The sequence below is a fragment of the Protofrankia sp. Cj5 genome, assembly GCF_917627405.1.
In the GTDB taxonomy this organism is placed as follows: domain Bacteria; phylum Actinomycetota; class Actinomycetes; order Frankiales; family Frankiaceae; genus Protofrankia.
Genome location: NZ_CAKJTO010000043.1, coordinates 15,879 through 41,400 on the forward strand (window position 1 = coordinate 15,879; position 25,522 = coordinate 41,400).

Annotated in this window: 24 protein-coding genes; 13 read left to right on the top strand and 11 right to left on the bottom strand. The window is 67.3% G+C overall.

Translation table 11 applies throughout. From position 1 onward, the window contains the following. The 9 genes from MJ777_RS11470 to MJ777_RS11510 form a co-directional block, all read right to left on the bottom strand. On the bottom strand, window positions 1-1,052 hold a 1,052-nt coding region (locus MJ777_RS11470), incomplete at its 3' end, for a M48 family metallopeptidase (RefSeq protein WP_239375922.1). A gap of 37 nt (window positions 1,053-1,089) precedes the next feature. Next, complete coding sequence (locus MJ777_RS11475) at window positions 1,090-1,797, bottom strand: response regulator transcription factor (protein WP_239375924.1); 708 nt, start codon at window positions 1,795-1,797, stop codon at window positions 1,090-1,092. Next, window positions 1,788-3,542 (bottom strand): sensor histidine kinase, encoded by a 1,755-nt coding sequence (locus tag MJ777_RS11480; protein WP_239375926.1) that lies wholly within the window; start codon window positions 3,540-3,542, stop codon window positions 1,788-1,790. The genes MJ777_RS11475 and MJ777_RS11480 overlap by 10 nt, the downstream gene beginning before the upstream one ends. Window positions 3,543-3,753: 211 nt before the next feature. Beyond that, a complete protein-coding gene (locus tag MJ777_RS11485; protein ID WP_239375928.1) occupies window positions 3,754-4,320 on the bottom strand; it encodes a hypothetical protein in 567 nt (188 codons plus the stop codon). A 394-nt stretch (window positions 4,321-4,714) separates the two neighbouring features. Then, window positions 4,715-6,697: a dynamin family protein gene (locus MJ777_RS11490; RefSeq protein ID WP_239375930.1), complete on the bottom strand. Its 1,983-nt coding sequence runs from the start codon at window positions 6,695-6,697 to the stop codon at window positions 4,715-4,717. Then, the gene (locus MJ777_RS11495) at window positions 6,687-8,696 is read right to left on the bottom strand and encodes a dynamin family protein (protein WP_239375932.1); all 2,010 of its coding nucleotides are present in this window, start codon (window positions 8,694-8,696) and stop codon (window positions 6,687-6,689) included. The genes MJ777_RS11490 and MJ777_RS11495 overlap by 11 nt, the downstream gene beginning before the upstream one ends. After that, entirely contained in the window at window positions 8,693-10,741 is a 2,049-nt protein-coding gene (locus MJ777_RS11500) for a dynamin family protein (RefSeq protein ID WP_370652707.1), read from the bottom strand. The genes MJ777_RS11495 and MJ777_RS11500 overlap by 4 nt, the downstream gene beginning before the upstream one ends. A 250-nt stretch (window positions 10,742-10,991) precedes the next feature. Further along, window positions 10,992-11,687 (bottom strand): DUF4157 domain-containing protein, encoded by a 696-nt coding sequence (locus tag MJ777_RS11505; RefSeq protein ID WP_239375934.1) that lies wholly within the window; start codon window positions 11,685-11,687, stop codon window positions 10,992-10,994. 138 nt (window positions 11,688-11,825) lie between these two features. Further along, a complete protein-coding gene (locus MJ777_RS11510) occupies window positions 11,826-12,206 on the bottom strand; it encodes a hypothetical protein (RefSeq protein ID WP_239375936.1) in 381 nt (126 codons plus the stop codon). Window positions 12,207-12,345: 139 nt separating this feature from the next. Here MJ777_RS11510 and MJ777_RS11515 point away from each other — a divergent pair, with 139 nt between their 5' ends. From MJ777_RS11515 to MJ777_RS11530, 4 genes are all read left to right on the top strand, one after another. After that, window positions 12,346-13,248 (top strand): hypothetical protein, encoded by a 903-nt coding sequence (locus MJ777_RS11515; protein ID WP_239375938.1) that lies wholly within the window; start codon window positions 12,346-12,348, stop codon window positions 13,246-13,248. A 490-nt stretch (window positions 13,249-13,738) separates the two neighbouring features. After that, entirely contained in the window at window positions 13,739-14,500 is a 762-nt protein-coding gene (locus MJ777_RS11520; protein WP_239375940.1) for an SDR family oxidoreductase, read from the top strand. Beyond that, entirely contained in the window at window positions 14,497-14,787 is a 291-nt protein-coding gene (locus MJ777_RS11525; RefSeq protein WP_255724049.1) for a DUF3237 family protein, read from the top strand. The genes MJ777_RS11520 and MJ777_RS11525 overlap by 4 nt, the downstream gene beginning before the upstream one ends. 291 nt (window positions 14,788-15,078) lie before the next feature. Further along, a complete protein-coding gene (locus MJ777_RS11530; RefSeq protein WP_239375944.1) occupies window positions 15,079-15,438 on the top strand; it encodes a hypothetical protein in 360 nt (119 codons plus the stop codon). Between the two features lie 335 nt (window positions 15,439-15,773). On the opposite strand, the gene MJ777_RS11535 is transcribed toward MJ777_RS11530, so the two are convergent. Together MJ777_RS11535 and MJ777_RS11540 are read right to left on the bottom strand one after the other, a co-directional pair. Continuing rightward, complete coding sequence (locus MJ777_RS11535) at window positions 15,774-16,121, bottom strand: type II toxin-antitoxin system PemK/MazF family toxin (protein ID WP_239375946.1); 348 nt, start codon at window positions 16,119-16,121, stop codon at window positions 15,774-15,776. Continuing rightward, window positions 16,118-16,387: a hypothetical protein gene (locus MJ777_RS11540; RefSeq protein ID WP_239375948.1), complete on the bottom strand. Its 270-nt coding sequence runs from the start codon at window positions 16,385-16,387 to the stop codon at window positions 16,118-16,120. Before MJ777_RS11540 ends, MJ777_RS11535 begins: the two co-directional genes overlap by 4 nt. A 260-nt stretch (window positions 16,388-16,647) precedes the next feature. On the opposite strand from MJ777_RS11540, the gene MJ777_RS11545 reads away from it, so the two are divergent. The 9 genes from MJ777_RS11545 to MJ777_RS11585 all read left to right on the top strand — a co-directional run. Beyond that, window positions 16,648-18,246, top strand: coding sequence for a phage tail sheath subtilisin-like domain-containing protein (locus MJ777_RS11545; RefSeq protein ID WP_239375959.1), 1,599 nt, complete (start codon window positions 16,648-16,650; stop codon window positions 18,244-18,246). Window positions 18,247-18,341: 95 nt separating this feature from the next. Further along, the gene (locus MJ777_RS11550) at window positions 18,342-18,782 is read left to right on the top strand and encodes a phage tail protein (protein ID WP_239375961.1); all 441 of its coding nucleotides are present in this window, start codon (window positions 18,342-18,344) and stop codon (window positions 18,780-18,782) included. An 8-nt stretch (window positions 18,783-18,790) separates the two neighbouring features. Next, the gene (locus MJ777_RS11555; protein WP_239375963.1) at window positions 18,791-19,207 is read left to right on the top strand and encodes a hypothetical protein; all 417 of its coding nucleotides are present in this window, start codon (window positions 18,791-18,793) and stop codon (window positions 19,205-19,207) included. Window positions 19,208-19,369: 162 nt separating this feature from the next. After that, the gene (locus MJ777_RS11560; RefSeq protein ID WP_239375965.1) at window positions 19,370-21,583 is read left to right on the top strand and encodes a hypothetical protein; all 2,214 of its coding nucleotides are present in this window, start codon (window positions 19,370-19,372) and stop codon (window positions 21,581-21,583) included. Between the two features lie 121 nt (window positions 21,584-21,704). After that, window positions 21,705-22,142, top strand: coding sequence for a phage tail protein (locus tag MJ777_RS11565; RefSeq protein ID WP_239375967.1), 438 nt, complete (start codon window positions 21,705-21,707; stop codon window positions 22,140-22,142). A 200-nt stretch (window positions 22,143-22,342) separates the two neighbouring features. Beyond that, window positions 22,343-23,017: a LysM peptidoglycan-binding domain-containing protein gene (locus MJ777_RS11570; RefSeq protein ID WP_239375969.1), complete on the top strand. Its 675-nt coding sequence runs from the start codon at window positions 22,343-22,345 to the stop codon at window positions 23,015-23,017. A 4-nt stretch (window positions 23,018-23,021) separates the two neighbouring features. Next, window positions 23,022-24,785 (top strand): VgrG-related protein, encoded by a 1,764-nt coding sequence (locus MJ777_RS11575; RefSeq protein ID WP_239375971.1) that lies wholly within the window; start codon window positions 23,022-23,024, stop codon window positions 24,783-24,785. A gap of 55 nt (window positions 24,786-24,840) precedes the next feature. Continuing rightward, a complete protein-coding gene (locus tag MJ777_RS11580; RefSeq protein WP_239375973.1) occupies window positions 24,841-25,233 on the top strand; it encodes a PAAR domain-containing protein in 393 nt (130 codons plus the stop codon). Window positions 25,234-25,263: 30 nt separating this feature from the next. Continuing rightward, window positions 25,264-25,522: GPW/gp25 family protein (locus MJ777_RS11585; protein WP_239375975.1), on the top strand; the 259-nt coding region annotated here is incomplete at its 3' end.

A 25,522-nucleotide genomic window follows, 5' to 3' on the forward strand; every position in this document is an offset into this window, starting at 1 on the left:
TCATCCGAGGGCGCCGAGCGGCGGAGGATGCGGTCTGTCGCCTTCTGCCGGCGGGTTTCCTTCCCCGCCTCGAGCTGCTGGCGCAGGGTATCACGCACCGTGGCGCTGGAATCCTTGGACCGTAGCGGATACTGACGCTGCTCGACGACGCGGGCGTACTCGCCGCGGCGTACCCAGCGATCCAACTCCGCGGCCCGTAACACCAGGATCGGATGCGTACCGGACGGCAGCAGGTACTTGTAAATCCGGTTCCGCACGCCGCCGGCGTCCAGCTCGTACTCGGCGGCCTGTTCCATGAACTCCGCGACGTTCATCTCGTCGAAATGCGAGCCTGCGGCGAGTTTCATCAGCGTCCTGATCGATGCCGCGAAATCCTGCGTCACGAGCAGCCCGGCGCGGTCGCAGGAGAGCTCCGACTTGCGGGACCAGTCCATCAACGCGGCCTCCGCGGCGTCCAACGCCAGGCCCGCGACGGGGAAGGAACCCAGGCCCGCGCTCGCGATAATGCGTGCCATTGTCAGATAAAGTGAGTGCCCGGATATGGCGTGCCCCAGCTCGTGGCCGATCACGAAGCGCAGCTCGTTTTCGTCCAACAGGTCCAACAGGTCGGTGCTGATCACTATGAAGGGTCGGTCCATGCCAACCGTGAAGGCGTTGACCTCGCCCATTTTACGGACGTAGAGCTCGGGCGTCTCGCCTATGTCCAGAATGTCCCCGGCCTCCTCCTTGATTACATGTAACCGCCGGAACTGTCGTGGGCCGACCCGCACCGCGGAGGTGAGATGCTGCATGCGCACGACCGGCTCGCCGACCATCGAGTGCAGCCACTTCAACATCAGATCGAATCCTTTGACCCGCTTCAGCGCGGTGAGTGCGGTCAGCGCCGACGGGTGCTCGTATGCCCGGTGGGAGATCCCGGGAAAACGCGCCCGTTCCATCGCGGGTGTGCTGGGGGAGGAGTTCGCCGCGTCGGGGAACGACGACGAAGAACGATGCCCGTCTCTCTGATGGATCATTCTGTCGCGGCCGGGATTTCCGTATCTGTCATCCATCTGTATTCTCCTTTTCAGTCATTCGGTCCGACTTCGGTCACTCGCTCCGGCCCCATCTGAGGTATGTGAGAGTGGCCATGACACGTCGGTTTCGACTGTCGAGATCGTCGGTCTGGCCAGCCGAATCCGGTGAGGCGACCACCGAGATCTCGAGCTTGCGATAAATCGAGCGTACGTGCCCTTCCACAGCGCTCTGCGACAGATGTAGCCGCTTGGCGATCGCCTTGTCGGAATAACCGTGGGCGACGAGAGTGAAGACCTCGCGTTCACGCGGGGTGAGACGATCGATTCGGTCGTTGTGACGTTTACGCTCGACGAGCTTCACAATGAGGGATGGATCGACTTTAGTATCGCCTTCCATGACCGCACGCATGGTATTGATCAGCTCGGGGAGGTCCTCGATACGGTCCTTCAGAAGATAACCAGTACGCGGTCCCAACCTGATGATTTCTTCCACCCACGGCAACTCGCCATACTGGGACACGGCCAGCAGGGCGATACGCGGGTTCGTCCGACGGATCGCCCGTGCGACCTCGAGACCGACGCCTTGTTCCGGGACGCTGTCGGATTGTCCGCGAGGCATGCTGAGATCGAGGGTGACTATGTCCGGCTGCGCGGATTCAGTCAGGTCGAGCAGAGCCTGCGCTGTTCTGGCGACCCCGACGACATCAACTCCTCGTTCTGTCAGACCCTCTGCGATCATTGTGCTGAGAAAACCGCTGTCCTCGGCGACGATCACTCGCATGGCAACATCACTCGCACCGTGGTTCCCTTTCCTACCTGACTCTCGACATGCAGCGAACCGCTGTACGCGGCCACCCGGTCATGCATGCCCCGAAGGCCACCGCCGCGTTCTTTCAGCTTGGCTCCGCCGATACCGTCATCCCGAATCTCCACCACCATGGCAGTACCGACCGACGACAGCCGGATGGTGATGTGGCTGGCGTCCGCGTGCCGCAGCGCGTTTCCGGTAGCCTCACTGATGATGAAGAAAGCGGTCTCCGCCACCTTCTCGGGCCACTGCCCCGGACTCGCCTCGATAACCAACGGTATGGGTGACTTCTCGGCGAGCGTATCAAGCGCCTGCGCCAACCCGTGCAGGCGTAGGGGCGACGGGTACACACCCTGGGTGACTTCTCGTAGATCTCGAATAGAATCCTGCACCAGGGTATCGAGCCTCTGCAGCCATTCACGCTCGTTCCCAGAAGCCGCAGTGCGCCTTTGGCCTATCATGAGCTTGATCGCGGAGAGCTGATGCTGCGGCCCGTCGTGCAGTTCCGCACCGATCTTCTTTCGAGTCTGCATCTCGACATCGACTATACCCTGAAGATGAGCGCGGCTCTCTACCTGCAGCAGGAGTTGGGCGTTGCGGATGGCGAGTTCGGCGGCACCTACGACGGCATCCAGTTTTTCGCGTTGTTGACTATGCCGACTGAGGTATGGATCATGCGTGATGGCCGCGAGCGGGGCTGTTGATTCTCCGATATAGGTGATGGCTCGGCCGATGTCGCCGAGCGGCAGCGGCGCTGGATTCCCATGAAAATCCACATAATCACCGGAGTCCGCTCGTCGATAATGAAGTGTCAGGGAGGGATCGACGAGCGCCTCGGCGAGCGCGTCGCGTAGCCAGCCGTTGTCGTCGGGCCGCGCCTGCAGGCGACCCAGCAGCATCGATACCTGCCGATGGCCGACTTGCATGCGTACCGCGTTGGCCACGGTCGCCAGACCGAGCATCAGCAGCGTCATCGCGTATGCAACCAACAGCCAGCCGATAACGGGAAGCGGCGCACGCACGAATGCGGCCAGAGCAAGGCAGACCAGGACTACGCCGATCATCGTCACTGCGGGCCAGAACAGCCCACGCGCCTTGCGTTGCGCGGGAGACTCGGTATGCCACCGCCTGACAACCAAAATAATAACAAATGCGACGACGGCCACCATCAGAACGCTTCCGATCGGCGCCCAGGCAGAGATCTTCGCAGTGGAACTGCCCCAGCCCTGGGGTTCCAATGGATGTTCCGCGAGAATCCGCAGACCCTGTGTGATGACAGCAACCCCGTAGCCGGCGCCCACGGCTGCCCGCTCGAGGCGATTCTTGAGCCGACCGTCGGGGGAGGCCAACAGCACATGAGCGAGCAGCACCGCGTTGAGATAGAAGCCCCAGAAGCCTATCGTGAACAGCACACGGTTATGACTCCACTGCAGGTCCCCCAGGTACCAGGTGAAGCCGACCGTCCACAACAGGGCACCCATTCGGGTGATCTCGGGCCGCCGTACCCAGACGTACAGACCGAACGCGAGAAACACCACCCCGACCGGCTGGGTCAGCACGTCCACCCACCCAGGGAACGGGCTACCCACCCGCGGCAGCCGCAATGCGAACGTCGCGAACGCGGCGCCCGCCGCCCCAGCGACGACCGGGCCGACGATGCCAACGGGGCGCCCCGACCAGGCCTGAACGCCGGTGCCACCGCGGGGGGAGAAGACCACATCCCTTGATAAGGCCCCACCGTGCCGGTGTCCAGAGATTCCTCTGGTTGGCTCTCAAATCCATGGAAAACCCCTGATGCAATCAGCGGATTACCAGATAGAAAATACCGGAGCAGGCGGTATGCTAAGCATGAACAGATTGTGACCTCGACGCGGGCCGCGCTATCGGGGGCGCTTCTCATCCGCAATCCGGATCATGGAGTGCTGGTGGTTACTGTCGGGCGGCTTTCCCTGCCACCTGGAGGGCCAGGTTCTGCTCGAGTATCGGGTCTGGTGTCCCGTTCAGCTGGCTGACCCTGATCCAGGTCTCAACGCGGCCGGACATGATGAAGATGTTGTCGAACGTACAGGGAATGTAGTTGCCGTTGGCGGCGGTAATGGTGACAGCTATGCGTACTGCGATTGTGGCTCCGGCCGGAGCGCTCATGCTGTGCGTCGAGTCGAGCGTGGCGCTCCAGCCATTGCCCGATATTTCTTTCTGGAACATCGGGAAGAAGAGCAGGCCAACGCATCTGGCAGCCTGCGCGAGGCCGAAAACGGTTCGGTCGCGGGTCACCTCGGCCGGTGGGAGGACGTCCGCGTGCGAGTTGACATAGGTTAGCTCGTCGGCGCTCTTGAGATCGGGGCCGTCTGCCGAGTCGATGGCGTGGGTTTGGACCTGAGCGATCGGTACGCCGAGGCAGGCCGCGAACTTGGCGTCCGAGTCCTGCGACTCCGGCGAGTTTTTGGGGATGCTGTCGCGCACGAGGCCATCCGTTTCGAGGCCTTCGGTGAGCACGTAGTCACGAGCATGAAGAGTGGGTGCCGGCGCTGTCGGATGTGACGATACGGGAGACGGTGATCGCGGGGACGACGACACGGGTGCTACCGGCGCGGGAGCCTGCGACAGCGATGCGAAAACCGAAGGCTGGACAGCGTCGCTGTTCTTAAAAATTCCTTGAGAATTCGCGATCACCGGAGTTATGGCGGCGGTGATGACCGCGCCGAGGATAGCGGTTAGAACGCCGACTCCGAGGGGGGTATGCCAAAATCCACCGGTTGGCCCGTTGTTCGCCCCCGACATTCGAGCCTCCAGATTGAACATCACCATTTCGAGAATTATCGGGCGCGCCGCCGATCCCGGTTTACCCGGTTTTCCACGTCAACCTCGCGCATGGACGGTGGCACGGGATTCAGAGTACCGCAATGTCGTCGACGATCTCGTTGAGAGTGGTGACGGCCTCGTCCAGCCGTTTGGAAAGCAAATCCAGTTCGGCTCGGCGCCTGGCGACCGCCTTCTCACCGTCCCTCTTCGCAACCAGCACCGCTTCGACCTCCTGGAGAACGTTGGCGAGCTGGGTCTGAAGACCCTGCTCGACGGCGTGCTGGAACTCCAGAAGCTGTTTGTCCAGGTCGTCGGCGGCCTGGCTACCGGTCTCGAACGCCCGCAACCGGAGCTGTTTCGCCATTTCCAGGCCGACCTGTTTCTTGATCTTGTCCTGAGCCCGGTCGAGCAGGCTGCGTGTCTGGAACAGGCCCTGCGCGATGAGGGCCCCGGCAAGAACCGGCCAGCCGAGAGGCGTGAACGCCCAGGCCAGCATGATCGCCATCGCGGGCAACACGGTTTTCAACATGTCACGTGGGCCGAGGCGCAGCCCGGCCAGCCCGGCGGCCGGTCCCGCCAGGACGAACCCGCCCACGCCGGCAAGCAGACGGCTCAGTGCCGTCTCGTCGTCGGTGCTGCCACCGGTGGCGGCCTCTGAGGAAATACCGGTCATATCCAGCCGGATGGCCTGGACGCCTTCTTCGAAGGCCGCGACCTCGTGCTCGAGATCGCGGGAGATGTCGGTGACCCGGCCCAGCAGTTCTCCAGCGAACTCCTGTTCGAACCATTCGGCGAAGGCCTGCTCGACCCGGCGGGAAGTGGTCTCCGCAATCTCCTTCGCCACCGCTTCGGCTTGTTCCTGAACCTTGGTGGGAAGCACGCGCAGTTGAGCCTCTGGAGTGCTCTCGGCGGCCCAGTCGGGTACCTTCTCCGCCAGCCGCTCGAGCTGCGCGCAGACGCGGCGCTCGACGAGCTGATGCAGTTCGGTCATCCGGTTGCGCAGGGAGCCGGCGATGCGGTTCGCATCCGTCTCCGCCAGGCGCAGTGGCCCCTGAGCCGCGTCGTACCGACTGGCGAGCTCTTCGAGGCTTTCGCCGAGCATCCGGTGCTGCGCCAGGATGCTTTCCACCAGCTGCTTTCGTTGTATTCTGAGCTCTCTCGCCGGAACCATGATTTTGATTTTGTGGCGTTCGGTCACCAGGTAGTTCTCCAGCGCCTGCTCGACGAGCGCCATCGCCGACGACTCCCACTTCTGCGGGTCGTCGGCGAGGCGCGCCTCGATGCCGGCCAGCGCGTCCACCCAGAAGACCCGCTGATCATCGTCCCCGGCCTGGTCAGGCCTGATCCGGTGTAGCCGGACCATCGCTGCCCGTTGTACTTTGTCCCGCTGTTGTTCGGGAATTAAATTGATCTTGTTGAAGACGAAGAAGGGGTCATGGCTGCCGAGGTAGGTGGTAACGAAATGCGCTTCGCTCATCGACATGTTCGCCTGGGCGTCCTGAACGAAAATCACCGCGTCGGTCCAGGTCAGGTAGTCCAGGGTGAGCCGTTCACGGATCGGGTCCTCGTTGAGCCCCGGCGAGTCGACGATGACCACGTTGTTGCGGCAGAGGTCGAGCGGCCACTGTATCTCCGCGCGCTCGTACCTGCTGTGTTCCTCCGGGCTGTCGACGTCGATGACGATCCGGCTTTCCAGTTCGGTGACGGGGGTCGGTTCCCCGGCCTGTGGCCCGTCGTTCTCAGCCAGCCGGGGAAACAACACCGCTTCAGGTTCCGCACCCCAGCGCACCTCGGTGAGAACAGCGGTGCACGGCCAGGGGAAGGAGGGCAGCACATGGGCGCCGAGCAATGCGTTGACGAAGGTGCTCTTTCCCCGTTTGAAGTCACCGAGAACCATGACGACGAACGAGTCGGACCCTACCCGGCGCGCGACCGTCTCTACACCGGCGGCGGCATCGGTCAATCCGAGTGCCTTCGCCACAGCGCCAACTTCGATCGCCACATCGAGTAGCTGGTGCCGTCGCCGCTCAGCTTCCTCGAAGCTGGCGGATCGGGTATCCTTAATCGGCATCGCGGTTCCCCTCCATCTTCTTTTTGCCGTCGATGTCAACGTCGGCGTTGCTGTCGATGTCGCGCTCAATGTCGTGTTCGATGAATTCGTGAATGCGGACGGCGAGTGTGCGGGCGGAATTCGCGATTCTTGTACATCTGTCCTGCACTGATTCCGAATTCGCTTCGTCGCCGACCTTCGGCTCGGCGAGAGCAGCAAGGCGCGCCTTCTGCAATATCGCTCGCCGTTGTTCCAGCTCGCCGACGAGCTGGCGGTGCAGTCGGTCAAGGTCGCGCGAGACCTGCTCGGTGAAACGTTCGACCGCGTCGTCGACGAATCGCCGCAGGTGCACCGCGACCTCTTCGCGCTGTTCGTCGGTCGCATGTTGCAGCGAGCGCCTGGCGAGTGCGGCACCCGCCACCCCGCCGGCGATGCCGATAACCGCCGGCGGGAACATCACGCTGACCGCGCTGCCGAGCAGGTAGCCCGAGATGGCGCCGGAGGCCGCACCGAGACGGGTGAGAAGACGTCGCCGGCCGACTTCCGCGACGGTTCCGCCGGGTTGGACGTCCGGTGTCGCCAACGCCGGCCGCGGTCGGGCGACAGCGCCTGCGACGCTGCCGCCAGCGCCTGCGACGCCGAAGCGCTCCGCCATCGTCCGTTCGAGCCAGTCGACGTCCGCCGCCACCCCGGAGAGCATCAGGTCCTCGACCTTGCGGGTGAGGGCCACGAGTTCCCGGCGGGCGCGCGTTGGCAGCTCCCGCTCCCAGAACGCCTTCGGGTCGTCAGCCTGTTCCAGCTCATAGGCGAGGTTGTCCGCCATGGTTGCCCGATCGGCCCGTAGAACGTCGCGAACCCGACCGACGAGGGCGAGCCTGCGGGCGTCGAGCTGGACCCGTACCTCCTCCCACACCGCCCGGTCGAAGGCCATCGCCGCCCGGCCCTGTTCGACCTCGGCGCGTCGCTCCTCGGCCGAGCGCTGGAACGCCGACAGCGTGCTCTCGGCCACGTCGGCAACGGCGTCACAGATTTCGGCCACCGACCATGCGATCTTCCTTGCCCGCCAGTGACCCGCCTCGCCCCGAACCGCGAACTCGGCGAGCTGGCGCCGGAGGGCGGCCAGCTCGGCCGTGCCGCCCTCGGGGGCTGGCCCTGCCAGTACCGGCACAGCCGGCGCCGACTCATGAACCCGTTTGGTCAACGCCGCAAGGACATCGTCGCGGTGGACGGTGTCGATCTGGTCGAGGAACGACACGGCGATGGCCACAAACGGAACCCGGCGGCGCAGTATCTCCTGTTCAAGCAGGGCGCGTTCGGTCTGGCTCAGCGGGCTCAGCGCAGACACCACGAGCACGGTGGCGTCACTCAAGGTCACGGCACGCCGGACCTGTAGGTGACGGTCGGTCAGTGCCTCGTTCGTTCCCGGGGTGTCAATGACCTCGGCGTCGGTCTGCGCCAACCATTCGCTCGGCGTCTCGATCCGCAGGTCCGGTTCCTCGTCCACCGGCGCGCCGGCAATGTCCACCTCGTCGTCTATCAGCAGGCCGTCCCAGATATCCGGACCGGCCGCACGGATCTCGGTGGATCCGTCCGGCCATCGGATCCGTAGCGCCGGGACGTGGTGACCGGTGTCCCTCTCGGTGTTGCCATCGGTGACGAGCACGAAGTTACGAGTCGTCGGGACAGGGCCGGTCGGGAGCAGGTCCATCCCCACGAGCCGGTTGACCAGCGTCGACTTCCCGCGGTTGAACTCACCGACGACGGCGATGCGGAATCCGGCCCGCCGACGTTGCGCGGCGAGGACATCCAGCTCACTGACCAGCGCATCAGCATCCGCCTGCACGGCGAGTTCCCGTGCCGAACGGAGCCAACCGTCGAGCTCGCCCACGACACCACTCACCAAGTTCGGCGGGCGCGCGTCGGTCGAAGCAGGGCGCCCCGACCGCGCCGCCGCGTCGTCCACGGGTTCCGAATCCGGGGCGGGCCTGTCCGTGTTCATCGCGTCGAAAAAATCGATCATTGCAGGCTCTCCCGTGCGGTCCGTAGCTGTTCTTGGCGGGTCCGTAGTAACGACGCCCGCCGGATGCACTCGCTCTCGGCCTGGGTGACCTGGGCAAGTTGTCCTCGCAGCTCCGCCCGACGCGCCCGTTCAGAATCAAGGAGGTCCTGTACCGGCTGGCCGGCGGCCTGCCGTAGCGCTTCGAGAGCCTGTTCACACCGCCACGTCTGGGCAGCGACCGCTTCGTCGGTGACTGCGGCCAGCCGGGCACGCGTCTCGTCGAACGCCGACATGACGCCCTGTCGTAACGGCTCGTCCAGTTTCTCCCGTGCCTTGACGAGCTGGCCGTCGCTGCCGGCCGCACCGAGCATGCCGCCGAGAACGAGGCCGACCACCGTCCCGAGGCCCGGTAAGATGCTCGTTCCGAGCGCGGCGCCCGCCGCCGCACCCCCGCCCATCAGCTGGTTCTCAGTTCGCAGATGCTCGGCGACCGTCGCCTGCACGGCCGAGAAGTCGATGTCAACGCCGCGGCGAACCGGCGTATCGGGAACCGACGGATACACGAGCACCATCGCCACCCGACCGGCCAGATCGGCCAACCGCCGGTACTCGTCCTGAAACGAGCTCCGGACATTGCCCAGCGTCGTGTCGCAACTCACGGCCAACGAACGGGCCATGGTGTCGCGGCTGTCGGTGAACCAGTCCTCCAGTCGCGTGCGGACCAGTTCCGGGATGCGGTCACGTACGAGGACCTGTAGCGCATCCAGACTCGGGCAGCTGTTGACCTCACCGGACAGTTCGGCGAGCAGCTCGGCACGCACCTGCGCGGCCCTCGCCTCGTCGCCGGCCGACTGCGCACGAGCCACCGCATGAAGATCCGTTACGGCCTCCGAACGGGCCTCGGTGAGGAAGCCCCCGAGGTCGCGTACCCGAAGGCCGTCCAGCGCACGTTCGGCCGACGTGAGCTGAGCACGGGCCGTCGCGACGCAGCTCGTGACCTCTTCCAGCAGGTCCGCCACGATGTGCGCCGTGGTGGTGCTGATCGCCAGGAAACTCGCCCGCCTGGCCAGCGATGTCAGCTCCCGCTCGAATTCGCGGAACTCCGCGGCGAGCCGGCGGGCATCAGCGTCGCTGTTGCCGTCGCTGTTGCCGTCGCTGTTAGCGGCGTCCGCGCTGCCACCGGCCTCGGTGAGGAGATCCAGAACCGAGCCACCGCCACAGGAGAACACCCGTGGTGCCGGTACCCCGGCCTGCTCGAGCCGTTTGCGGACGACCTCGAGAAGGCGTGGTCGCTGGGCAGCCGGAACCTGGTCGAGTTTGGTGACCCCGAAGACACACCGGTCGCGGTGGCGGTACAAGGTGCCGGCAAGGAAATTGGACAGGACCTGCGACACCGGAGCGTTGCTCGGCACCAGCAGCACAGCCAGATCCGCCGTCTCCGAGAGAAGCCGGTCGACGACGTCCTCATGCTCGGCCGACGCGTTGATGCCGGGAGTGTCGACCACCACCACCTGGTTGGCCAGCAGCGCTGCCGGATGGCTGATCGAGACCTTTTCGACGTTTGCGCTCACGTGGGGATCAGCCACCAGCAGGGCTACGGCCTCAGGCACCGTCCGTGGAGCGACGATCCGACCCGAGATCCGTCGCCACTGACGTTCGAAGTCATCGCTTGGCTGCCGCGGGAGACTTGCGGAGAAAGAGAACATCCGGTCCGACCCGCGCGGGCAGAAGGCGACATCGACGGACGGGCCGTGACGAAGCTCTGTTGCAGTGCCAGTGGTCACGACGGATGCGGTGGGCAGGAGACGATGCCGTATCAAGGTGTTGATAAAGGTACTCTTGCCACTGTTGAATTCGCCGAGAACGGCGATGTACAGGTTGCGGTCCCGAAGCCGGCGGCGGAGTCGAGCGGCTTGGTCCCTCAGTCGGGCTCCTGAAGCCGTATCGAGACCGAGGCGTGCGGATGTCGCCTCAGCCCATTCGAGGTTTTCTGAAAACTCCAAAACAAGATCATCAAATAGCAGGCTGCGGACGCTCGAATCCTCCGTTTTGCTCGCCATCGGCATGCCCCCGCTCCTTGTGGCGCGACTAAGTTACACCAGCGTTGGTTCCGTTTTCCAGGGGGTCGGCGGAGTCCGTAACGGGGCTCTGCACGGAGCCTGACACCCGACCAGCGCTGAACGCCGGTTCTATCGCCGGGGCAGGGAAGAACACATCTCTTGATAAGGCCCTGCCACGTAGGTGTCCAGAGATTTTCCCGATCGACCGTCAAGTCCAGGGAAAACCCCTGGGTCGATCAGTGGATTACCAGGTGGATCAGGTGGTTGCGGGGGGTTCTTCGTCCTCGTCGGGCGTGGGGGCGGCCTGGCGGGCGACCTGTGCGCCGACCGCGGCGGCTTCCCGTTCGGCCGGGTCGTCGGGGTGGCTGACCGTGCCGCCGGGGCCGCCGGCACCGGCGGACTGCTGGACGACGTGGGTGAGTTCGTGCGCCAGTAGCCCGCGGCCGGCGGGGGAGGACGGGTCGAAGCGGCCCGGGGAGAAGAAGATGTCTGTGCCGGTGGTGAACGCTTCGGCCTGCACAGCCCGGTTCAAGGTCGCCGCGGTGCCGTCGGTGTGTACCCGTACCGCTGACAGGTCGACGCCGAGGTGGCCTTCCATCTCGGCGCGGACCGGCTCCGACAACGGCGATCCCGCTCCCCGACGGGCCTGGATGGCGTCGGCTGTCTCCGGGTCGAGAGGCCCGGCGCCCTGTGAGCGCAGCGCGTTACGGAACAGCGCACTGCGGGACAGGGCCGCGCTGCCGGCTGTGGCCGGGGTCTGCGTTCCGCGGGACGCACTCACCGTCCGGATGTCGTGGACGAGCTGGCTGAACGCGGCGTTGCCCGCCGCGGATGGCACGCCCGCTGCGAATGGCATGATCTCGTTCGCGGGACGCGCCTCCGGCGGCTTCGCGGGCTCGTTGCGGCGTACGGTTCCCGCGGCTAGCGGGCCGTCCACGCTGTCGTGTTCCACGATCGCCCTCCCGGCGGATGCGTGTCCGAACTCGTCACGCCACGGTGATTATGGGTCGTCCTCAGTCGGAAATCATCCCATCCGAGCCAGGACTTTGCGCACCGGTGACTGCCCCGAAGGGCAGGATCGGCTTGGGGTTCAGGAGCCGGTGTAGAGGCGGTCGAGGTCGACCAGTTCCACGTCGGGGGCGGCGGCAGCTGCCACGGTGAGAGCGGGAGTGAAGCCGGCACGGGAGAACAGCAGCAGTTTCACGTCGTCGGGCGAACCGGGCAGGACTGAACCGGGTAGGACCGAGCGGATGTGCCGGAGCCGGGTCAGCTCGTCGACGTCGACGTCGACGGGGGCGGTTCGCCACTTTGCCTCGCCGATGGCCAGCACCCGGTCCGGCTCGTTGGGTCGTACCTCGATGACGACCGCGTCGATCCCGTGCTCGCGGGCCGGGCATGTCGCGTCGGGGCAGCGGACGGTCGCCGGTTGGACGCGGCTCGCCCGTCCCCCGACTGTTTCCACGCCAGGCATAGGCCAGCGACCAGGTGCGGGCGACGTCTTCGAAGTGCGGCCCGTAGATGCGGGCGGAGACGGTGTCGGCGAGTTCGGCCCACACCTGCGCGCCGCGACGTAGTGACAGCCGGGTCTCCTGGGGCCGGATCACCAGCTGGTGCAGGCGCAGTACTGGTCTGGCGAGAGTGAAGCTCGTCCGTCGGGCGTGGAAGGCGTCCTCGTGGGTGGTGACCAGGTGCGCGTCGGTGAGCACGGTCAGGGCGTGGTGGATGCCGCCGCTGTCCCGGCCGAGCGATACGAAGCCCAGGCCTGGCTGGCGTCTGCGTTCTCCGACCATTTTCTCACCGACGCCTTCGCCGCCGGCCATCTCGTCTCCGGCGACGCTGGACGCCGGACCTGCGCAGATTTCTTCACGCGCAACGAGCAGGCGATCTACAACGCCTGCGTGCGCTGCGCCCAAGCCGACGGCCTACTCCCCGACGATGCCGTGAACGTGGTGGCCGTCTTCGAGCGGGCACTACGCGCAAAGGCGTCGAGCCTGTTGCTCAAGACCGTCCACGACTACTACAACGCGCACGGCGTTCAGGTCCGTAACGCACTCGGCCAACAGTGGACGACGTTCGGGGACGCCAATCTCGGCGGCCACCCGGAGACCGCGAGGATGGCCGAGCTGGCCTCGAAGGCATCCCGGGACGCGGTCCAGGACGTGCTCACGACCGGGGGCACGGCTCGGGGTTCGGCCGCTGTCGACTACGTCCCCGATCTCGCTCGCGTCGGCGGCGGGCCGTGGCAGAGCATCGCAGCCTTCTCCACTGACCCGGCCGTCTGGGATCCTGCGCTCGCCCATGCGTTGTCACCGGATCCGTCGGTCAATGCCCTTTACTCGGTGGTCAAGGGCAACATCGGACCGATGACCGGAGTACTGGCTCGCAAGGGCGGGCGGGCTGTCGGCCAGGCGGCCGAATCGGGCCGGAATGCGGTGACGTCGATCCCGGACGACATCGCGCACTGGTTCGGCACCATCGAGCAGGGAATCCGGAATCTGTACGGCGTGCCCTGAGAACGTGTTTGAGATTCTCATTCCGGTTACTGTCCGTGATGCTGGCGGGGTGTGCATTGGGTGTGCATTCGTGGGGATCCGTGATCTGACGGGTGGTAATCGTGAGATCTCTGAGGTATGCCGCGACCTCATTGATCAAGCGCCCGGAACGCCGGAGAACGGTTCCGACGATCAGCGTCGCACTGCTGGGATTCGCCGGTCAATGTTACATCAACGCCGTTACTGAATCATTCTTCACGACCTATAAGAAAGAGCTGATCCACACCAGGTCGTAGAACGATGTCAGCGCAGTGCGACAGCCCACGTCCTTTGGGTGATGCGCTATGCGTTTCTGGAGTTCGACGATGGGTGGCGCGAGCCTGGACACCACGCTCACGCTGGTGGCGTTGAGAGAGGCCACCGGCATCGGCGAGGAGAGGAGGCGAGGTCGTGGCGGACCGCCACCCGGGCCCGGCGACATCGTGATCCGGCACCAGCCGCTGGAGGAATCATGACCACCGCATCCGCACTCCCTGCCATCCAGTACGAACCCGCGCTGCCCGGGCAGACCGTCGTCGTGATCGGCGGCAGCGCCGGCATCGGGCTCGAAACGGCCCGCCGGGCCCGAGCCGAGGGCGCCGGCGTCGTCCTGACCGGCCGCAATCCCGACCGCCTCAAGCGGGCCGCGTCCGAACTCGGCGCGCTGAGCAGCGCCGCCTTCGACGCCACCGATCCGGCCGCCCTCGACCGGTTCTTCGGCGACCTGCCCGAGACGATCGACCACGTGATGGTCACGGGCGGTGGCCCGTACTACGCGCGCCTGGACGACTTGGACCGCGAGCGGGCGCACCGCGATTTCGACGAGCACCTGTGGCTGGCCATTGCCGTCGCGCAGCACGCCGTCGGCCGGGTGCGGCCCGGCGGCACGCTGCTGTTCATGGGTGGCACCGGCGGCCGCGCACGGGGACCCGGCCTGTCGCTCATTGCGGCGGGCACCGCCGCGCTGCCCGCACTGATCGCCAACCTGGCGGTCGAAGTAGCGCCGATCAGGGTCAACCTCATCGCCGCCGGCTTCGTCGACACGCCGTTGTCCGCGTCCCTGCTCGGCGATGATCTCGACAGGCGCCGCGACCAGCTCCGCGCGACGCTGCCCATCGGGCGCGTGGTGGGGCTGGCCGACGTCGCCGCGCTCGCCGTGCACATCATGACCAATACGGCGCTCACCGGCGCGACCTACGACATCGACGGCGGCCAGCAACTGGTGGCGAGGTGACATCCAGATGCGACCGAAGGCAGGTACGTAGTGCTCGCCTCTCACAGCCCCGCGCTGAGGTCACGCTCGATTACGTTCAATCACGCGGTGTGCGCCACGGCAGCGCCGAGGTTCTTGCCCGTCTCGGGCGCGGCGAGGACGTCGACCCCAGCGAGTACACCTTTCGCACCTCAACCCAGATCGAGACCGCCACCCCCGACCTCGACTGGCTGAACAAGGGCATCTTCATCGGCGTTGCCGGCCGCCAGGCAGGAGCCGTCGTCTATGAGACCTACCTCGTGGGATGACGGCCACAGGTGCTTGCAGCCACCGCGCCGAGGCGTGGGACTTCACCGACGTGCACGACTTGGCGGAGGGTTGTGGCTGACCTGGTTGGGCACCGGCTCCCCGGTCTCCGGGCACGGCAGTTTCGACTGGGGCTGCAGCCACGCCTGGGACTCCCACATCACCTGGGACGCCCGGACCGGCCACTTCGCAATGCTCTGCGCCACGGATAACAACTGCCGCATCGCCCGCCCCGACACCGGCCAGACCGTCGCGCCTGGGTCTGTAACGGGACCCTGTTCGGCGGCGACATCGTGCTGGCCGGTACCCGTGGCTACTGGACCGCCTGGAGCAACGGCAACCAGGCGCGGCTGGAGCACTTCTCCACCGGCGCGTCCGACCAGACGGTCCTCACCGCCGCCAAGACCGAACACTCACACCTGGTCGCCTACGGCTCCGCCAGAATGTTCCTGACCTGGCAGTCCGGATCCTCGATCGCCGCCCAGGTGTACGACTCCACCACCGGCAAGGCCGTGGGCGCCCAGTTCACGATCGCCGTGCCGTACCACACCTACGTCGAGGCCAAGGCCTACACCGACGGCAGCGTCGCCTTCCCCCTCGCCGGCACCTCCGGCACGTCCATCCGGATCGTGCGGGTCATGCCGCTCAACTGACACCACCGGAAAGGAACGGACGACAGCCGGAATCCCGCCAGCACGGACCTGTCGGATTGTTGACGGCCGCGTCACCCGGTACGGCCGGCCATTGCCTGGCAGTCTTTAAGTCCGCCAAGGATTTTCACCCAGATGCCATTCTGGTCGATGTTGCCTGATGCCGTCGGTTCCCGGCAAGGACGTCGTTAGAAGGCGTTTGAGATGTCCCACCGTCGCCGTGATCGCTCCTTGTTCAAGGTCGTCTCATAATCTTGAACAAGGAGAGGCCATAGTCAAGGATCGCGCAGCGGAAGTGTGGGGTGAGGTTGTGTGACCTGGCGGCGGTGCGGGCGTGCTCAGTGCGCGATCATCCGGTGGATCCAGCGGTTGACGTCGTTCACCTCGGCCTGGGTCAGCTCGCCGATCGGCTGATCGTTCGGCATGCGTCTGGTGGAGATGGCCGTGATGTCCTCGGTGCGGGCCCAGCTCGGCCGGTTCAGGCCGGACTGCGGCGAAGCGATCGGCACGTGGTGGGGGAGCCCTCGGTCCCGGGTGGTTGTCGGCACCACGATGGTCATGTCGATCGGGAACCGGCAGTGCAGCTCGGACGCCACCACGACTGCCGGCCGGATGCCTGCCTGTTCGCTGCCGAGGGGGTCTCCGAAGTCCACGATCCAGAGCTGCCACGGCCGAATGTCCCTCACGCTGTTCCGACTGCGCCGTCCCGCCGCAGCCAGTCGCCGGCGGCGTTGTCGGTCAGCCGTGATTCTTCCAGGTAGGAGGCCCATTCCGGCTCGTCTGCGCGCAGCCGGTCGTAGGCCGCCAGTGCGGCCCGCTCCTCATGCTCGGAGACCAGACACTGCAGCGTCTCCGCGAGCGTCACGCCGCCCAGGTCGGCGGAGACGCCGGCCAGGCGATCCCGTAGTTCAGTTGTGATCTTAATTGTTGTCGTGCCCATGTTCTTCAGCATGACATACTGCCATGCCTTTCGGACGTGCCTTGTCGGTCATGTCGGTGTCAGCCATGTCAGCGGCCGACGGATGGAGCGTCGGTTGCACGTTCGGGCCGGGCGCAGTGCACGGGAAACGGCGCTGACGGACGTTGGCGGGACGGCGCCCGCGGGCCAGGCTTGATCCGGACCCTTACGGTGGCCCGGGGATCGGGCCTCCGGCAGCGCGGAATGAGCATGATTGCGCTGCTTTCGGCCCGCTAGCGCGAGGAGAGCGCGTCATGCCGAACTACCGGTCGCCCGGCGTCTACGTCGAGGAGGTCGAGGCCGGGTCACGCCCGATCGAGGGGGTGGGAACGGCGGTTGCCGCGTTCGTTGGCTTCACTGCCCGCGGTCCTCGCAACGAGGCTGTCCGGCTTACCAGTTGGGGCCAGTTCACGCGGGCCTTCGGTGACTTCGTTCCCGGCGCGTACCTGCCGCTGTCGGTCTTCCACTACTTCAACAACGGCGGCGGCGCCTGCTACGTGGTCAGCGTCGGATCCGGCGGTGACGATCCGACAGGTGTCCCGTTGGCCGAACTCACCAGCGCCACCCGGCCGGGAGTGATCACCTATCGGGTCGAGGCAGCCGACCGTGCCACCCGCGCGAGCCTCGCGGTCGAGGTGACCTCTGCCGATCAGACCGGCGGCCGCGGCTCGGCCCCTGCGACAGACGGCACGCCGGGCGGCGAATCGCCCGCTGAGCCGGAGACGCCCGACCCCACGTTCACTGTGGTGGTCAAGCAGGATGGCCGGCCGGTGGAGAGCTTCGCGAACCTCACCACGCGACGAGGCCGACGCAACGCCGTGACCGTGGTGAACGAACAGTCACGGCTCGTCCGGCTGCGGGAGGTCGACGGGGTGCCCGTGGCCGACCGCGTTCCGGTCGCCGGTGAGGTGCTGCTGCGCGGGGCCGAGCCGGCACCGGCGCCGAGCGCGGGCTCGGAGGACTACGTCGGTGATGTCACTGCCCGCACGGGCGTGGGTGGCCTCACCGCGTACGACGACATCACGATGCTCGCGGCGCCGGACCTGATGTTCTGCTACGAACAGGGCCAGCTCGACCTGAACACCGTCCAGGCGGTGCAGCAGGCCATGATCGACCATTGTGAGAACATGGGCGACCGGATGGCGATCCTCGACCCGCCGCCCGGCCTGAACGCCCAGCAGATCCGGGACTGGGTGCGGGAGCGGGCCCGATACGACTCGAAGTTCGCCACCATCTACTGGCCGTGGGTAGCGGTATTCGACCCGGTCGAGGGCCATAACCGGTTCATCCCGCCGAGCGGGCCGGTCGCCGGTATCTGGGGACGCAGCGACGACACCCGGGGTGTGCACAAGGCACCCGCGAACGAGGTCGTCCGCGGCGCGCTCGACCTGGAGTCGAACATCACCCGCGGTGAGCACGACTCGCTGAACCCGGCCGGCATCAACGTTATCCGGGCTTTCCCGGGGCGGGGTATCCGGGTCTGGGGAGCCCGCACCCTTTCCTCCGACCCGGCCTGGCGTTATGTCAACGTTCGCCGGCTTTTCAACTACCTCGAGGCGTCTATTCTCGGCGGCACCCAGTGGGCGGTCTTCGAGCCGAACGACCTGGAGCTCTGGCAGCGGCTGCGCCGTACTGTGGGGGCCTTCCTTCTGCGGATGTGGCGGGATGGTGCATTGTTTGGAGCCACCGCGGAACAGGCCTTCTACGTGAAGTGTGACGAGGAGACCAATCCGCCGGAGGTCGTCGAAGCCGGGCAGGTTGTCATCGAGATCGGCGTGGCTCCGGTCAAACCAGCCGAGTTCGTCGTGTTCCGTATCGCCCAGTTGGGCGGTGGCGGCGGAGTCGATGAGTAGCCGAGCCGGCGAATAGCGGAGCCGATGCACAGCAGGCCACCAGGCCACGCGAACGTCAGCGGGACGATCTTCAGTGGTATGAAAAGGAGACGCCGATGCCCATCGGTGAGGACGCGCTCGGTAACTACGCTTATCAGATCGAGATCGACGGTGTGGCGATCGCCCAGTTCAAGGAGGTTTCCGGGTTGAGTGCGGAGATCCAGGTGATCGAGCACAAGGAGAACAAAAAGGGCGGTATCCCGGTCATCAAGAAGCTGCCCGGAGCCCGCAAGTGGGGCGACATCCAGCTCAAGCGCGGAAAGACCGATGATCCGGGCTGGTGGAAGTGGATCAAGCTGGTGCAGGAGGGAAAGATTGACGACGCCCGCAAGAACGGGTCGGTCGTCCTGTATGACTACGGCCGTGGCGAGAAGGCCCGGTTCAACTTCCACAACGCCTGGCCGTCCAAGGTGAGCATCGGCAGCCTCCAGTCCGGCGGCAGCGAGATCGCCATCGAGGAGGTCACGCTCGTCCACGAGGGGCTTGAGCTGGCATGACGAACGGCATGACGACGGGTGGGACGGCGGTGGCGCCAGCGGGCGCGGCGCGTGGGCTCACGACCGAGTTCGCCTTCGAGCTGCCGCGCGGTTACGTGGACGACTCCGGTCAGCTGCATCGCGACGGTGTGATGCGGCTGGCGACCGCTCGGGATGAGATCATGCCGCTTCGGGACCCCCGGGTCCGGGACAACGAGGCCTACCTGACCGTCCTGCTGCTGGCCCGGGTCATCACCCGCCTCGGCTCCGTCAGCGCCGTCACCCCGGCGGTGATCGAAGGCCTGTTCGCCCCCGACCTCGCCTTTCTTCAGGATCTGTACCGGCGGATCAATCAGGAGGGGCACACCCACGCCGCCGTGACCTGCCCGTCGTGCGGCCACGCCTTCACCGTCGACGTGGCCGGTGATGCCCCGGGGGGATTCTGACGTACGCGGCCGACCGCCTGCTCGACGAGGTCGCGTACGTCGCAGCCTGCTTTCACTGGTCGTTGGCAGAGATCCTCGACCTCGAGCATCCCGACCGCCAGCATTTTCTCGCCGCGGCCCAGGCCATGACCGATCAGCCAGTATTCGGAGAGGAGTAGCCCGATGCGGGGACTTCCATGGCTGCCGGCCCGCTGGCGCCCCGGCAGCGTCGGCGGGCCGGCAGCCACCCCCGCTCCGGAGGGCTCGGCAGCGCGGGTGACGTCGTCGGCGCCGGTCCCTTCTGGATGGGACGCGCGTGCGCCGATGGCACGTACCGCCGGGCGGCATCCGGTCACGGCCGATCCGGTCGGCTTCGCCCGCGGCCTTGGCAGCCGCGCGCCCGCGCCGATCGTTCTTCAGCGCCTGCCGGATGTCAGCCCGGCACTTGGTGGATCTTTTCGCGGTATGACGATCATTCCTGTTCCCGGTACCGCCGCCGCGCGTGCCGCAACGGCACCGCCGAGCCGGGAAACCGCTGCCGGCTTGTCGCGGCGCCGCACCCCCGCTCCGACCCCTGCCTCGGCCCCCACCCAGCCGTTCGGGATCATCCAGCGTCGCTGGCCTGGCGCCGGGGCCACGGCCGGTGTTCTGGCAGCACCCTCCATCGGCGAAGATCTGCCTGGCGTGGCCCCGGCCCACGAACAGCCCGCGGGGGCGGCTGTGGGTTTTGATCATTTAGTTGAGGTGGTCGAGCTTCCCGCCGGCTGGCCGCCACGGACGCTGCGGTCTCACCCTGCCGGCGAAAGTGGTGCTGTCGGCGTGGCGTGGACGGCCGCCTCGTTGCCCGCACCGCTGGTTCGCAGCCTCGGGCCACGACCCCCGATGACGGACGCCATGCCGGTGGGGTCGGCGGCACGCGAGGCGGTGAACAGCGACGCGGCGAATGAGGTGCGGGTGCCGCCCATGGCCCCGACCGCGGATGTCGCGGGCACCGCCCCGTGCACGGATACGGATGATGCGTCACCACACCCGCAACCGGACACGGCCGCTGGAGCCCCTTTCGTTGCGCGTTCCGCGGAAGGCAGCATGGGCGGTACAGGCGGCATGGCCGGTACGGGCAGTACGGCACGAGCGGCTGGGCGTCCGAGCGCCGGACCCGGGGCGGCTCGGCGCGGGCGGGTGATCGAGGTCGAAACGTCCGGCGCGTACCCCGCCCCCGGCGGGGCTCCTGTGCTCCGGCGTGGCCTCGGGCTGCCTGTCACGGTTCGGCCCGCCGTCGACCCGCCTGACACTGGTGTACGCGGAGCACACGACGCTCCCGGCGTTCGGTCAGGATCCAGCCCCATACAGGTCAGCCCTTCGTGGCCAGCGCCGGTCATGCCGCCGATCATGCCGCCGCCGGCCATGCCTGCGGATGGCTCCGATGGCTACGCCGAGACGGTGTTGTCCGGGCTGACCGGTGAAGCGGACACCGCCGGGGCACACCCACCTGGACCGTCGTTTCAGACAACCGTATTTCGGACAGTCGCGGGCGATGCTGGGCCGTCGGGCATCTCATCGTCGAATCCCTCCTCTTCGGGACGATCGCCGCGGTTGCCGCCGGCAGTGCCGACAGTGCCGGTATCGCCGACAGCGGCGACAGCGGCGACAGCGGCGAAGCCGCTCACTCCCGCGGCGGCGCGGAGCCGCCAGCCGTTGACCTCCGACGCTGGACACGTGCTGGCAGCGGCGGATCACGCGGATGACCCGGTTGACCTGGGTGAAGCGAACGCGGGCAGCCGCGGCCTACATCTGCCCACCGAGCCGCAGCCGGTGCCGGACACGCGGTACCAGTCGGCAGTCTCCCCGCCGGACGTGCGGCGGCAGCGCTCCGTCGGCCTCGGTCCGATCATCCGGGACGGGGCTGTTCCAGCTGTCCCCGTGACGGTCACGCTCCCATCGAGGCAGGCTGTCGCCCGGACCGCCATGCCTGCTACCGATGTGCCTGTTCCTGCCATGCCCGCTGGCGGGCCGGCGGGCATGCTTCCGATGACCGGCCTCGGCGCACGGCGATCACGGGATGGGGCTGGGGTGGCTGCGACGGCACGCCGCGCGCAGCCGATGGTCACTTCCTCCGGCCCGGTGGTGGCGCGAGAGGCGGTCGTGGCACGAGACGCGGTTGCGCCGGTGGGTGTCGCCGCGCCAGCGCCTGGCGTGGCACCGGTCCCCGCGGCGCCACCGGTCCCCGCGGCACCGCCACCGGCCGCCGCCTCCGGCGGGGAGAATCCCACGGCCACGCCGCCGCTGGTCGACCTGCCCCTGCTGGCGGACGAGTTGTACGAGCGCATCACCCGCCGGCTGCGGGCCGACCTGCTCGCCGACCGGGAGCGCCGCGGTCTGCTCGCTGATCCAGCCTGACCCCCGTCCACCGCTGTCTGACCCGTCTGACCAGCCCGACCCGTCTGCCAGGAGGCCGAAGAGTGCGCGGTCATGGTCTTCCCGCACGCTCGGCGGCCCACCGGAGCCCAGGAGTCCACCCGTGTCCGAGCCCGCGAACAGCCTCCGTTTTCACGTCCTCATCGAAGGTGTTCCGGAGCACATGAAATTTGACGCTGTCTTCACCGCGATCGAGGGCTTGGAGGCCAGCTACGAGGTGAAAACCTACGACGAGGGCGGTGAGAACGGATTCCAACATCAGCTGCTCGGGCGGGTCCGTTATCAGAACCTCAAGCTCACCCGTCCTGTCGACGGGTCGACAAAGAAATTGAGCGCGTGGTTCAGCTCGTTTCGGCAGGAGGGCGCCGCTCGGGCTGTGGTCGCGACCGTCGTGGCCTTCAACGACAACCGGGAGCCGGTCGCGGAGTGGACGATGACCGGAGTGTGTCCCGTCCGCTACAGCGGGCCGCACCTGTCAACAGATCAGGCGAAGGTTGCCACCGAAACGCTGGAACTGGCCCACCAGGGATTTCTGGCTTAGAGCGCCCGGCAATAGGGGTGTGGATCAAGGAGCGGGGCTGGGGTGCGTGCATCGCGAGGCGGACCGGAGGTATTGGGTGGCGACCGACGACAAGACGGCGAGGTGCGTGCCCCAGCCCCGCGGACGCCGCGTCCCCTGTTGCCGGGCGCTCGTAGTGGTCGCCGGGGGCGCCAGGAAACAGTCAGGGAGGGGAGGCGGCCATGGGATTTGAGAAGGCGTATCTGTGTGAGCGTGACCAGCCGGGAACAAGGGTCACCTTCCACTTCAACCCGTCGGCGGTACGGATGACCAAGCGGGCGGAGTTTCACCGCGAGCCGGTCCAGGCGGCCCGGGACGCGTCCCGCCCGCATTATCGCGGCCCGGGGGAGGTGGAGCTGAACTTCAGTCTGTTGCTGGACGCGGGTGTGCGCTCGGAAGGCAGCGTCATGGGCGAGGTGCAGCAGCTCATGGACTGGACGAACCCGACTGAGGACTCCCGCGACGGGCCTTCGCCGAGCCCTCCCGAGCTGCTGTTCAACTGGGGTGGCTTCGCAGTCGGTCGGGACCGGAAGTTCATCGGGCATCTGACCAGCGTCGAGGCGAACTGCGTGCTGTTCAGCCGCGCGGGGGCGCCCATCCGGGCCGAGGTGTCGCTGGGGATGAAGGCGGCACCTCAGCCGGTGGCCGGAACCAACCCGACCTCTGGGGCGCGCGCCGCGCGTCGTTCCCATGAAATCACGCTTGGTGACACACTCGCCGGTATCGCCTACCGGACCTACGGCGACGCCGCGTGCTGGCGGGCGCTTGCCGAGGCCAACGGCATCGATGATCCGATGCGGCTGTCAATCGGCGCGCACCTGCTGCTGCCTGACCGGGCTGACCTGGACGGACGGTGAGACGATGGCCGCCGACAACACCTACGGGGCGCTTCCCACGCTCTACCTCGACGGTCAGCGTGTCCCGCTCGAGGTCGCCGAACGCCTCCGGAAGGTGGTAGTGAACAGCGACCTAGCCGCTCCCGACTCCTGCCACGTCGTTCTCGACGACCCCGGCCGGGAGATGCTGGCCCGCGCCGGTCTCGAGTTCCGGGCGGCGCTGCGGGTGGCGGCGGCCCGGCCTGGCGAGACCACCGGGCAGACCCTGTTCGAGGGCACGATCTACAGTCTGGGCTTCGGCTATGACGAGCGGGGCGCCACCGCCACCGCGGTCGCCTACGACAGCTCGTACGCGCTGTTCAACGGCGTGCACACGGCGACCTACGCCAATGTCACGGATTCCGATCTGGTCCGGCGGATAGCGTCCGAGGCGGGGATCGCGACCGGGACGGTCGAGGCGACGTCCGTTGTACACGATCATGTGGGTCAGCTGAACGAGACCCACTGGGAGTTCCTCGTCCGGCGTGCCCGCGAGATTGACTACCAGCTGTTGATCCGCGCGGGAAAGCTGGATTTCGTCCGGCCGGCCGAGGCGGGCGACGGGCCGCAACCGGGCGGTTACGACAGTCCGGACCGGCTGGTCTTCACGCCGGGCGGCAACCTGGAGGTGTTCTCCGCCCGGGTCACAGCGGCCGAGCAGGTCGCGGAGGTCGAGGTCCGCGGCTGGGACGACCGTAACAAGCGGGAGCTGGTGGCTACGGCACCCGCGCGCACCCGAGCGGCGCGGATCGGCGACGCGCCGGCAGACCTCGCCCGGGGCGGCTCCGCATCCGGAGCTGCCCCCGGCTCCGGTGGCGGTTCCGGCGCTGCCGCGGCCCGGCACGTCACGGTGTCGCTGCCACTGGCGACGCAGGCGGAATGCGATGCGGCGGCCGTGGCGGCGGCCGAACGGATCGCGAGTACCAGCCTTGCCGCGGAGGGAGTCGCGCGCGGTGATCCGCGGCTGCTGGCCGGGGTGGCGGTGAGCGTCGGCCAGACCGGCGGCCGCCTCGATGGCAGGTTCACCATTTCCCACGCCGAACATGTGTTCGCGGCGTCCGGCTACCGGACCCGGTTCACCGCGAGCGGGCCGCATGACCGCTCGCTGCTCGGGCTCACCTCGGCACCGCGCCCCCGCCGTCCGGGCATCGCCGGTGCCGTGCCCGCGGTGGTCACGAACATCACGGATCCGGAGAACCGGGGCCGGGTGCGCGTCAAGCTGCCGTGGCTGTCCGGTGACTACGAGTCCGACTGGGCGCGGGTGGCGATGCCCGGCGCCGGTCCCGATCGTGGCCTGCTGATGCTGCCCGAGGTCGACGACGAGGTACTGGTGGTCTTCGAGCAGGGTGACCCGCGCCGCCCGTTCGTCCTCGGGGGCCTCCACAACGGGGTGGATGCGCCGCCGTTCGACGGGGGTGTCGACGGTGCGGCCGGCCAGGTGGTCCGCCGGGGGCTGCGCAGCCGCAAGGGCCACGAGATCGTCGTGAGCGACGCCGACGGCGCTGAGCACATCGAGATCCTGACCAGCGGTGGCCGGGTCCGGATCCTGCTCGACCACGACAGCGGCGGCCTGACGGTGGAGACCGCCGCGGATGTGGTGGTCCGGGCCAGGGGAAAGATAAGCATGTCCGCGGACGGCGATCTGGACATCTCGGCGCGTGGCAAGGGCTCGATCTCCGCGGACGCGGGGCTGACGCTGCGCAGCGGCGCGGACGTGACTGTGCAGGGATCTGTGATCAAGCTCAACTGAGCTGAGTGAGCTGGCCAGCTGGCCAGCTGAGGCGAGCGGATGAGGGAGGCCAACGGTGGGAGCCGCGGCGGTTGTCGCTGGTGACCAGATCACCGGTATGTGCGCGATTCACCAGGTGCCGAGCCCGTCCGGCGGGCCGATGCCCTCGCCCGCGCCGTTGCCGTTCGCGGCACCGCTGACCGAGGGGCTCGCGACCGGCGTCCTTGTCGGCGGGCAGCCGGTGGCGGTTGCGGGCTCCGCCGGGACCAGCACCCCGCCGCATGCCGGGCTGCACGTCAGCGACCCGTTCATGCTGCCCGCGCTACAGCGGGGCCAGGTACTGGCCGGCAGCGGGACTGTGTTGGCCCAGGGGCGGCCGATGGCCTACACGGGATGTTCGGTGACTCAGTGCGGCCAGCTTCCGGCGAGCGTCGCCGGGTCGGGCCTGCGCGTGCTGGTCGGACCATGAGGAGCGTCGGGCCATGAGGAGCGTCGGGTCATGAACGGGGGCGGTGAGCGGCGAGTGGGTCTGGCATCCACCGGCTTTCTCGGTGCTGGATGGAGCTGGCCGGTGCGCGTCGACGTCACCGGCGGTTTCGCGATGACCACCGGTGTCAGCGAGATCGAGCAGGCGATGTACCTGATCCTGGGGACCACGCCGGGGGAGCGGCCGATGCGCCCGGAGTTCGGCTGCCGGCTCGCCGACTACACCTTCGCCCCGGCGGACGCGACCACCGCCGGGCTGCTCGCCTATGAGG